Source organism: Cellulophaga sp. BC115SP (assembly GCF_009905545.1).
In the GTDB taxonomy this organism is placed as follows: Bacteria; Bacteroidota; Bacteroidia; order Cytophagales; family Spirosomataceae; genus Flectobacillus; species Flectobacillus rivi.
Genome location: NZ_JAAALB010000018.1, coordinates 114,779 through 127,078, shown reverse-complemented (window position 1 = coordinate 127,078; position 12,300 = coordinate 114,779). Strand labels below are relative to the sequence as shown.

The 12,300-nt window shown below is 37.5% G+C and carries 6 protein-coding genes; all 6 read right to left on the bottom strand.

The window, feature by feature from the left end:
* Positions 1 to 236: 236 nt before the first annotated feature.
* The 6 genes from GVN22_RS14980 to GVN22_RS14955 all read right to left on the bottom strand — a co-directional run bounded on the left by GVN22_RS14980 (position 237) and on the right by GVN22_RS14955 (position 12,275).
* Positions 237 to 563 (bottom strand): iron-sulfur cluster assembly accessory protein, encoded by a 327-nt coding sequence (locus GVN22_RS14980; RefSeq protein ID WP_095160352.1) that lies wholly within the window; start codon positions 561 to 563, stop codon positions 237 to 239.
* Positions 564 to 639: 76 nt separating this feature from the next.
* A complete protein-coding gene (gene ctlX / locus GVN22_RS14975) occupies positions 640 to 1,569 on the bottom strand; it encodes a citrulline utilization hydrolase CtlX (protein WP_166551815.1) in 930 nt (309 codons plus the stop codon).
* A 175-nt stretch (positions 1,570 to 1,744) separates the two neighbouring features.
* A complete protein-coding gene (locus GVN22_RS14970) occupies positions 1,745 to 3,178 on the bottom strand; it encodes an arginine deiminase family protein (protein WP_166551814.1) in 1,434 nt (477 codons plus the stop codon).
* 913 nt (positions 3,179 to 4,091) lie between these two features.
* The gene (locus GVN22_RS14965; RefSeq protein ID WP_166551813.1) at positions 4,092 to 7,643 is read right to left on the bottom strand and encodes a DUF11 domain-containing protein; all 3,552 of its coding nucleotides are present in this window, start codon (positions 7,641 to 7,643) and stop codon (positions 4,092 to 4,094) included.
* A gap of 460 nt (positions 7,644 to 8,103) precedes the next feature.
* Positions 8,104 to 9,297: a VWA domain-containing protein gene (locus GVN22_RS14960; RefSeq protein WP_166551812.1), complete on the bottom strand. Its 1,194-nt coding sequence runs from the start codon at positions 9,295 to 9,297 to the stop codon at positions 8,104 to 8,106.
* A 5-nt stretch (positions 9,298 to 9,302) separates the two neighbouring features.
* Positions 9,303 to 12,275 carry a DUF4132 domain-containing protein gene (locus GVN22_RS14955; protein WP_166551811.1) on the bottom strand — a complete coding sequence of 991 codons (2,973 nt, stop codon included), beginning with the start codon at positions 12,273 to 12,275 and terminating at the stop codon, positions 9,303 to 9,305.
* Positions 12,276 to 12,300 lie beyond the last annotated feature (25 nt).

Sequence of the window (12,300 nt, the reverse complement as noted above, 5' to 3'; positions counted from 1 at the left end):
ATTTGTGCATTTTCGGGGATTGCTTTTTGATAAAAATGCCTGATAATCAATTGTTTATACTCTAAAAGGGAAGCCTAATTAACTTCATAAAAAAAGGGTGCGAAAATTAATTTTCGCACCCTTTTTTGTTACTATATTTCAGAAAATACCTTTTAAAATACAAAGCATTGCGTCTATACAAGTGAAAATTATATTAAAAATAATCACTCATTCACTCAATCACAATTCACTAAATGCTATACTGCAAAACTTTCGCCGCAACCACAAGTACGAGTTGCATTAGGGTTTTTGAATTGGAAACCTTTGCCATTCAAACCGTCAGAAAAATCTAATTCTGTACCTGCAAGATAAAGAATGGATTTTTTGTCAATCATGATTTTTACCCCTTTGTCTTCAAATACCATATCATTGGCTTGTGGTTCAGAAGCAAAGTCGAGGTCGTACATCAAGCCTGAGCAACCACCGCCTTGTACGGCTACGCGTACGTTGTAGTTGTTACTTAAACCTTCTTTATCACGCAATTCTTTGATTTTTTCTGCTGCTATATCTGTTACTGTTACCATGATGCTATATCGATTTTAGGAAAAACAAGTTGTTATGATTTTTGAACCACAAAAGTAATCGAAAAGTTCCGAAAATCTATTTCATAGGTAAATGAACCTCTGCCATCATACAACGAGCCGAACCTCCTCCATTTCCTTCAATCATACTCAAATCGAAGTGTAGAATGGTACAATAATCGCCTAAAATTTTGGTTTGTGCTGGTGTAAGCGAGTAATAAGCGGCATCTGACATAACCAAGTATCGGTCTCCTTTTTCGCTACGAATTTCAAGCATATTGCCTGCAAACTGATTCATTTGGTCTAGGGTAATTTCAATCACCTGCTTACCACTGCTTTCTAGTGAATTTCTAACCATCAAACGTTCATCCAAATCGGGTATTGCTTCCAGACAAATCACGGCAAACATATCGCCGATGCACATCAAGACATTGGTATGGTAAATTTGCTTTCCAGCGCCATCTACTGCCGTGAATTTTACAATTTCATAATTCATCTGAATTGAGAATTCAGTTAAAACCGCGTCATTGGTTCGTGGCGACAAACACGCATAGGCTACTTTAAATTTTCGGTCGAGTACCATCGAGCCTGTTCCTTCTAGGTATTCACCTTTTTCTTCAAAATAGGATAAATCAATTTTTCGGTTGATATAAAAATCTTTTTCCAGTAGGTTAACTATGTCTTGACGTCTTTCCAATCGCCGATTGGGAGCCTGCATTGGATACTCGATGACCGTACCGTTATTGTGAAATGAAACCCAATTATTAGGAAAAATCGAATCAGGTGTATGCGGCTCAGGTGTGTCTTCGACTACAATGACATTGACACCATGTTTGCGGAGACGAGCCACCATTTCATCAAATTCACCTAACGCTTGGGCTTGGGCAGTATCTTGCGTTTGTTGACCAAAAGCTTTATCCTGAAATGCATTTGACTCGGCTGTTTGTTCGTTAAAGCCAAATCGTACAGGACGAATCATCAAGATATTTGAAGTTGTTTGTGAGCGCATAGTTTGATTCGTTTTGTTTGTTGCAAAGTAGTTTATTTGTAAGTAGTGTAGCCGTTAGCACGCAAAAAAGATTGCCTATTGTGCTTTCGGCAATGAGCTATCGGCATTCAGGAAAGATGTTTCTACCACTTCTTTAGCAATTTCCGATAGCTGATTGTTCATTGCTGACACATTGCTAAAATCCCTCTCTCAGAATTGGCATTGACATACAGTGTGAACCACCACGAGCACGCGATAATTCTGCTGAAGGAAGTAGAATAAAAGTATTCTGCATATTCTCTGGCGACTTGCGACCACTCTCAAATTCTTGAATCAAATCAGCTGCTTTGATAGCTTCAAAGCCTAATGCCTTAAAGGCTTCAAGGGTTTTGTCGTTTCTATCATAACCGATTACGACTCCTTCTTTGAGTGCCAACAAATTACAAGAATCTGTCCACTGCTCGCGGTCACCGTAAGGGAATTCATTATTTCCAGAATACACAAATTGTACATCGAGAGGCATACAGCCTAAATCATTCACCGAAATTTCTGTCAACAAATCTTCCAAATAATCAATTACACGTGGTTCTTTGGCATCTTTGCGGAATTGTATAATGCGTAATTCGTCTTTCACCTTAGCTTTAATTAAACCAGCTTTTACGAATATCTCATTTTCTTGCTTAGCTTGTTTTCCAAGTGAGCCGAGTAATACCCAGATATTTCTTTTGACCTGTGTAAAAACCGTATCAATGTGCATGTAGTCACGTTTTTTCGGAATTTTTACCAAGGTAATTTTCTCAACTATATCTTTTTCAAAAAGAGCTTCAATGACTTGTTTGGCAGCATACACTGTAGTTCTTTCCGAAATACCGATCAATAAGTGGTTAGGCGCCACCATCATGACGTCGCCACCTTCGAGAGTGGCAATGGTATCTGACTTTTGGTCATCGGGCATTAAGAACTGATGTTCATTGTCGGGAATTTCGATGATATTGCTACGTATTTCTTCAAAAATTTGATGATTAAAGAAAACATATTGCATCAACAAAGCTTCGCGGGTACGCGCTATTTTGGCTGGTTTATTAAGCAATAAATAGTTGTTGATGGTAATCCCAATATCACGAGTAAAGATAAAGTTGGGAATAGGCGCAAAAAGCATGTCTTTTTCGGGCGTCATGCCTGAGATAAGCGTTTTGGCCAGTTCGGTGGAAGGGTAATTCAATAATGTATTTTGAATAGCAAACGAACAATGTTCAACCGCACAAACGGCAGCTACAAGTCGTGTCCTTATAATAGAGTTGTCTAAAACTTCTGCCAAAAGCCTTTGAACTTCGATTACTTTATCTGATTTGAAATAATGAGGACTTTCTGGTTTGAAGAATTCTCTGGAGGTATCGGCATCTATTTCGTGCAAGCGACCTTTAATTTTGGCTGGGTCGAGGAAGTAAAGTAATGTTTTTACGTAGTAATCATATTCATCTTTTCGCATCGTGTCCAGATGCACTATATCTTCAAAGAGCCAATCTTGAGCTTTTGAAGGAATAACCTTCCCTAATCCACTGTCTGGGCTATGAATCAATAACCTCTTTAGCGTTCCTACTTCCGATGAAACATTGATAGACTTTTCCATAATTTGATTGTCTTTGAAGTTTATTGCTTTTTAGGTAAAAAATGGTAAAAAACTCATTTTTCGCAATAAACGATTTTTTTTCTACAAAGTCAAGTCGAGAGAAAAACATAACGAATTTTTCATTTCAAAGCTGAATAGATTTTCAGAATGGCCTATAATCTTTGACAAAAGATGAAAATTATATAATCGAAGTTTTTTCTGTGTAAAAGAAAATAATAGTAGGGTATTCGTAGAAAATACGCTTAGGGATGCATCCTAGATGTCCTTTTTACAAGAAATTCTAGGATATAAGCTGAATCCAATTTGTAAATTCTTTCGTAAGTTTAGGTATCTATATAGGCACGGGAGGGAAGTTACTTGGATTGATAGTATTAATGGTAATAAGTCATTTGCTCATGACGCATTCGAATAAGCAGTAATTAGGCGGTTTAATTGCACGGTATTGAATGTTTTTTAACCTTACTACAATTCGAGACTTGACTCCCTTTTGCTATTTATTTCTTGTCTTAATATCTTCTATAAAAATATTTCCCCAAGTTATTATTCTGTTGAAATTCTAGCTTTCAAATAATCTGAAAGTGATGTGTCATTTTGTGTTTTCTCCATGCCGATTCATACCGTTTTTGCATGATTGGACTTTGGAAAATAAGTACTTTTACACTTTTTGTTTATGGCATAATTTACTTTCATCTAAGTAATCGTACAAAATATAATTGCATTATTGCCTAGTTCGAGACTTAGTCTCGGACTATCTTTTGCTTCAGTTTATAAACTGTATAAAAAAATAAGTCCAAGACTAAGTCTTGAACTAGTAAGGTATTGTGGGTAAAATTAATTGAGCTCTACTCAAACAACAAAAAGGGAGCCTAATGCAGGCTCCCTTTTGTATTTATCTCGCAAAATAAGATTTATACTATCTCACTTTTGTAATTGTAATCGGCACACAAACTTGAGGACAAGATGAACATGTCGCTGGAGGCGTGATCGTCACGTTGTTCAACGAACATCCATTTGCATCAGTAATTGTAATTGTTTTAGGGCCATCACTGATTTGGAATGGACCAAATACACTTGATGTAGCACCATAATTTAGTGGAGAAGCCGATGTAATACCACCTGATACTGTATATGTTGTTCCACTACCGCCAGTTGGGTTTAATGTGAGAGTGTACTTATCATCTGCACCAGTTCCTGGAGTACCATTGTCGTTACAAATTGTAACTACCCCTGCTGAAATTGGAGCTGCTTTAACAGTCACGTTAAATGTATCTTCGATAGAACATCCTTGAGCTGAAGATTTAGTTACACGATATGTTGTAGAGAACATAGGAGTCACTGAAATCGATGCTGTTGTTTCACCAGTATCCCACAGATATGAAGTTCCACCTGTAGCAGTCAATGTCACAGGAGTACCTGCACAAACTTCTTTGTTTTCAGTAGTTCCAACAGGAGTTGCATTTACAGTTACACTAACTGTTGCTGTTTGGTTACATCCCAATGGACTAGTTACTACAACAGTATAAACACCTTGGTTAGCAGCAGTTGCTGATGCTGTTACAGTTGGTTCAGCTGCGGTTGAAGTAAAGCTGTTTGGACCAGACCAAGCGTAAGTTTCGCCTGCTTGTTTTCCACCTAGAGTAAAGGCAATTGGAGTGGTAGAACATACTGTAATTGTTGGACCACCTGTGATTGTCGTAGTAGGAGCAGGGTTAACTGTTACAGCAACTGATGCCGTACCAATACAACCTTTGCTATCTGTTACCGTAACCGTATAAGTTCCGCTCATAGCAGCTGTTGCAGTTGCAGAAACTACTGGACTTGCAGCTGTTGAAGTAAAGCTGTTTGGTCCGGTCCAAGAATATGAAGGACTTGTTCCGTCTGTTGTCGCACTTAAAGTAAGTGGTACACCCGAACAGTTAACCGCTACTACTGTAGTTGCAGTAACCATTGGTTTAGGATTCACCATTACGTTTACAGTAGCAATAGCACTACAGTTATCACCACTAACACCTGTTACAGTATAGACACCTGCGTGTTGAGTCATCGAAGCACTTGCTGTTACTGTTGGGTTTGCCGAAGTAGAAGTAAATCCATTTGGACCTGTCCAAGAGTACGTTGATGCACCTGAAGCTGTCAAAGTAATAGGAGATTGCTCACAGACAGCCAATGCTGTTGGAGTAATTTTCACATCTGGAGCAGAGTATAGACTGATTGAAGTAGTTGTTGTTGCTGTACAACCGTTGATATCAGTTACACTTACAGAATAAGTTCCTACATTAGCATTTGTTACAGATGCAATTGTAGGGTTGGCAGCTGTAGAAGTAAATCCTGCAGGACCTGACCATGAGTAGCTTGCGCCAGCTGGATTACTGCTTACCGAAAGATTAGCTGTACCATTCAAACAAACTTGAAGTGGAGCATTTGCTGTAGCTGTTGGAATAGGATTAACATTTACCTGAACTGTAGCTGTTGCTGTACAACCCAAAGATGATGTACCCGTGATGGTATAAACACCTGCATTTACAGCACTTGCTGAGCTTATAGTTGGATTCGCTACGGTAGAGGTAAAATTATTTGGACCAGCCCATGAAATACTAACAGTATTAGTAGTAGTTACACCTAAATTGATAGTTGCTCCTGTACAATAACCTTTAGTTGGTTGTGCTGTAGCTAATAGTTCAGGAAGTGGTGCCATTTCAATGATGATTGGACAACAGTTACCAGTCGGACAACCAGCAACTAAATCTAATGAAATGGTATACTCGCCAGCCTCTCTTACTACTAATGAATCTTTTGTTTCACCCGGTATGTTTACTCCGTTTCTTTTCCATTGATAGTTAGTGTATGTACTAGGTACACGTAATGTCCTTGTTTCTCCAGTACAAAGTTTTGCAGGAACAGTGAAACAATTTGTATCTGAGTTTTTACCTCTGTTCACGTTGTTATCACTCGCAGTAACAGTTGCTGTATTGTAAGTAATACCCTCAGCATTTGCTGTAACTGTAATAGTAAGGGTTACTTCTGTTTTATCGCCACTTAGTAAACTACCGATATACCATTTACCTGTTGTTTTATCATAGGTTGTTCCAGATTCAGCTGAGTGAGAAACATACGTTACTGTTGATGGAAGTAAATCTGTAATTTCTAAACCCGTAGGGTCTTCTGTTCCCGCAGCTTTTGTCGCTTTTATTGTATAAGTAACTTGTGAACCTAGTGGAACAGGTGCTCCATTATTGCTACTTGTTTTTGCAATGGAAACATTGATTTCATTTTTATCACAAGGTATACCGTTTGGACGACCATCTCCATCTTCATCAAAATAGTCAGGCCCTGTAGGGCACTTGTCTATACAATCTGCAAATCCGTCATTATCGGTATCAAGCTTAGAATAAGCATAAAATACCTTTATATTAGTTGCTACAGACAATAATCCTCCATTTGCTGTAATTCTAATTTTGTTATAGGCTTTAGTAGTTTTAAAGCCGAACTCATATTTGTTAGAATTTCCAAGCAACCCAAGCTTTATTGTTGAACTGTTACCAGTAATAGTTTCTTGAAGGATAGAGCCGTTATAAGTTTGAATTTTCAAATTACTGAATAAGCTTAAGTCAATAAGCGTGTTACCATCTGAAATAACAAAACCTGCCTCACTACCTGCTGGTCTTGCGGTAGCGCTTGCTACTTCAATATAGCTTGAACAAGCAACTCCAACCAATATCGTTAAATCTGCATTATTGGTCGTATTAGCATCAATTACGTTGTTTTCGTTAGAAACGCCACCAACACATGTAAGACCCCCAACCAGAGGGATAGAACTTGTCGTTGCTCCATTAACAGTATAACTCCCTGTTCCACCATTCACCCATTTGTCAGCACAATCTAAATTAGTTGTTGCCGCAGGGCCTTCAAAAGCATAATATACATTTAAGCTATTGAATAAACCAACCGCACCACCACTATAGAACAATTGAACTTGGTCAAAGTCTTTTGTAGTAGTGAAACTTAAAATTTGCTTTCCAATGCTACCACCTAGTACGGAAGCATTCAATAAACCTCCTGATAAAGTAGCTGTTTCTTGAAGCGTACCATCTCGGTATGTTTTGATTGAGATGTTTGATAAAACGGAAGCTGAGAGTAAACCAGCTCCAGGAGCTACCACAAAACCTACAACATTACCAGCGGGATAGTATTGTTTAGCATCTTGTACGGTTAGACCAACACCACCGCCTAGAAGAGAGAGTGTTAAATCGATTGTAGCAAAATCACGAAGGTCGCCATTTACGACGTTTGAAGTGTTTGTTGCGCCACCAGTAAGAGATAGCGAGGAGTTAATGGTAACGCCAGTTCCAACGATTGGATCCATCGGGATTTTATTATTCTCCAATGTTTTCACCTGCGCATGTGTTTGAAAGATACTGAGTATAGAAATACACAGTACCACAACTACTTGGGTAAACTTGTTCATGAGCATAAAATTAATTGAATTAAACACCTTTTACAGCCCACATAGAAATACAGTCAAAGTCACAATCGAGAGATTGCTCTTTGGTTGGCGGAGATGTTTTCTACTTAGGAAATTTTGATTTTTTGAATACAACTGGCGGTTGCTTGCTTAAAAAGGAGCAAAAATTATGCCATTGAGGCTTAAATTATGACTATACGCAGGAGTTTTGAATGAGTGAGGATAATAGAGGATAAGCATACTAAAATTAGTACGAAATTGAAGTGCGGCAATTTTAGACTATTTGCTCTAAAACCGTGCCAGAGTGTATTTTGCTATGTTTTTTTTTTGTAGAAATTATTTGAAGGTAAAGGGCTTCAAATATTAAAGTTGACACTCTTAATTATGGAGAAAAACTCTATCCTGTAAAGGCTTGATTTTTAGCTTATAACGCCACCTACCAACTAGGTGGCGTTTCGATTGCTTATGAATTTGATCCTTTCAGAACGATGTCATTTTGGCTTGCCCATGTACTCATATCTTGTCGGTTAATGGCAGCTGCCATCATATCTGGAAACAAATCTGGTGTGCAAGCAAAGACAGGAACTCCCACGTTGGAGAGAAATTTAGCATTGTCTTTGTCAAAAGAAGGTGCACCCGAATCGTCTAAAGCTAGCAGACAAATTATTTGAATCCCCGACTCACTGAGCTCCACTATACGTTTGCGCATCTGTGCTTGATTACCTCCTTCATACAAATCCGTAATCATAATCAGAATGGTATCGTCGGGCTTCGTAATAATTTCTTGACAATATCCGAGAGCTTTATTGATGTCGGTACCTCCACCAAGTTGTACTCCGAAGAGCAAGTCTACAGGGTCTTTCAAATCTTCTGTCAAATCAACCACTTCAGTATCAAATACCACCATTTGGGTTGTTACTTGTGGTAACGAAGCCATAACTGCACCAAATATGCCTGAATAGACAACAGAGGCGCCCATTGAACCACTTTGATCAAGGCACAAAACTATATCTTTTAAAGATCGTTTGTTTTTACGTCCAAAACCTACTCTAATTTCTGGAATAATGGTTTTGTATTCGGGCAAATAGTTTTTGAGGTTTTTTCGAATAGTTGTATTCCAATCTATCTCATTATAGCGAGGACGATTATTACGAACGCTTCGGTTGATAGCGCCTGTAATAGCTTGTATCGTTTTTTGCTCTAATTTTAATATTAACACCTCTACTACCTGTTGCACTACTCTACGAGCAGTTTCTTTGGTTTTGGAAGGGATTAATTTGCCTAGTTCCATTAAACTGGCAACTAAATGCACGTTGGGCGTAGCTTTTTCCAAAATTTCTGGTTCTAGCATGAGCTTTTGCTGTAACTCAGGATGCTTTAAGGCGTCACCTTGCATCACTTGCACTACCGACTGAGGGAAATATTTATTAATATCCCCTAACCAACGTGCCACAGAAGGACTGGAGCTACTATTTCCTCCTGCGCCTCCTCCATTTTGTCCATAATTAAAGCTTCGTTTTCTTTCAAAGTCATACAGAGCCGAGAGGGCAGCATCAATCTGACTGTCTAAATCAGACAGTTGATATTGGGTGCCATCAGCTTCATCGCCTCCTAACATAAGGCGCCAGCGTCGGAGTGATTCTTTTTCGTCTGTCATAGTACTTAATTACCGCTGTTTTGTCTAGTATCATTTTCTTTGAAAAACTGCATATCTGCCATTACCTCTGAGTACATAATAGGGGAGATTTGTTCAAAGGGAATTAGTCTTGGGTCACTCTCATGTGTAGGTTCATCTGGACCAGTACGAAATTTAATGCTGCCACTTTTGACAAACATCATATTTCCTATTATTGCATTACCTTCCATAAAACCAATACCAATTTCTCCTTCTTGAGCAAATACCGCTGAAACACCTTCTTGAGCAAAATCCTTATAGTAATTGCCAATACGTCCATTATCTACCACCGAGCCTCTGAGCCACCCTCTTTTTTCAAGACAGGATAAGAGCCTATAAGCAGACATCTCTATGCCTCTATAATTCGTAGAAATTTTGTATCCTTTATGTTTTTCGTTGAAATTAAAAACATTGCGATCTAGCTGTAAAAATGCAGGTTGTAGGTTTTCATCTTTAAGTGTCTTCGACCAATAGTCAATAGTATATTTGGTAAGATCAATAGGATGTACAATTCTTACAAAAAGCCCATTTTCAAATTCTACCTCATCACCATCTTGATTGATACAGGTTTGATCTTCTTGTATTTTGAAAGTAAATAACAATTGTTTTTGCTCGTTGTATGCTCCCCAAATCAATCTGGTTGCATAAACAAACATCATGGGGTTATTGAGGAAGAGGTTCTGCCATTTTTCAGTTTCCCACTGACGCTGAATAATCAGATATTGCTCCAAACGGTAGGTTTGAGATTTTACAAGCTCCTTTATTTCTTTCCCCATTTCTTTAAATTCATTCTGTAATTCAAGAGGGGCGCTTTTAGGTAAAGACTTTAGTGTTTTATTGCTTTCATTTAAAAATAAGATTTTAAAATCATGATTAATAAATGCTCTATATTCTTGACCATCTAGCTCAAAGGTTTTAAACAATCCTTCAAACCCAAAATCAGGAACAATTTGATCGGCTAGGTCATAAGGGTCCATGTTTAGTTCCTCAGCGGCTAGCTCGAATGCCTCTATAGCTGCTTTTCCAATGTTTTTGTACTTAGACTTAAATTTTCTGGAAAGATATTCAACTTCACGTAGGGCTTGCGTGCTTCCGTTGAGAGCAATGGCTTTTACTACGTACTCCGCCATTTTTCCACGATTACTTTCAGTCAACTCAAATACCTTTTTTCTAAGTGTACGAATAACACTGGCATCACCCATTGTACTTGCTAAGGTTAGACAAAACTTAAGATTGGCAGGTGCCCAATTGCTAAAAAATGTATCAATCAAACTACTTGCATATTCGTTTGTTCGATTCATATCGATATGTTCTAGTAGTAATTTTGCTTCAAAGTCAAAACCAATTTCTTTGATTCTACTCATGCGATAGTACAAAAATCTTATCTCATTAGTATTCAAAGGAGTTCCATCTTTAAAGTATAAAGGAGATATTTCTTTGTCATCCAACCATGGCGCTAGTGGAGTCGATAGCTTTATTCTTTTTTCCGCAAATTCAATTTTAGCCCTAATTTCCTCAATTGTACATGGTTTACTAATCATCTGGTTCAGTAGTTCGGTATAACTATCTCGAATATCATCGTTAGGCTCCAGTTCCAAGAAGTTATAGATTATCTTTTTGGTCTCTACAGTATCCAATGATTCTAGTAGACTCATTCCCATTTGTCTTGTATAGGCCTTTTTAGAACTTAGAAGTTCTGTTGCTTGCGGAATAGCATCATTACCAAGTATTGCTAAAAACTTACCTGCTACTTGATTAAGCTCTATAGAGTTTATTTTACTGATGTCCCAAATCTGTGGTAAGTACGTGTGGTAATCTAATTTTTGGACTAAATTCAATGAATATTGTAATTGTTTGGGAGAAAATCGATTGAACTGTACCATATTGGTGTAAATTTTTTCAACATCCTCTCTATCCAATATTTCAGTAATTACGTCAATAACATCGTAAGGTAAGAAATGATGTTTTGACATCTTGAAGAGTCTATCACTGATTATGGGCTTATACTTTGCTGGGTTCAAGTTTGATAAGTAAGGTATACAAATCCTCAAATAAGATTTTGAGGAATATTCATCAATCAAATAATGATTACTATTGATAAAATACTGTGCTTGCTTTTCAAAAATATCATTGTAATATGATTCTTGATAAGTTTGAATTTGATTGGGTATATACTTTAGTAACAATTGAAACAGTTTCCATTTAGACTCATTGTCTTCTGTTTTATGAAATATATTCTCGAATATGGAACCATATTTCTCTCCCTGATAAGCTAGAATGGTTTCTATATATTTAAAGGCATTTTTTAGCTTGCTGTCTTGGTTTCTACTCCATAAGTTAGCCTGAGGAACAAGATTTCGATGAAAATCTTTCAAGAAAAGTTCTATTAAATCTGGTCTTTTAACAAGAAACAAATCAAGTAAAGAGTGATAATCCAAAGAAAATGCCTCATTTAGGGAAATCAAATTAGCATCTGTATTTTCTAAAACATATTCACCTAGCGCTGTAGGCTTATCATTAACTACAAGAGGTTGAACTTTTGACATCCAATATATCAATCCTCCAAAGTCGTTTGTGTAGTTATTTATTTTAGTAAGGATGCTATCTATTTTGGATAGACGAGTATCTTCAGAAATCTGTGCATTTGCCCATGATAATAATGCTTGAAATAAGTACTCAGGTTTAGGCATGTAGCTATTGGCTTTTGGAATAGATAAAAACCAATGTTTTGTATGTCTCAATCCTACTACTCTCTCTTCCCATTCATCCCATTCTTCAATAGATCCCAGAAGAGTTTCTAGGGAAAGTATTTCTATGCTGCGTACATTAATTTCAGGAACTTCATCCGTATAACCAGTTAGATAGTTGAGGAGTTTGTCATATTCTTGTGTTTCCTTTTGATACAAGGGTAGAGCTTTGGTGTTGGCGATGTACGTTTCAAGTGCTGTAGTATTTTTCATGATTGTGTAATGCCTAAAAGTACCT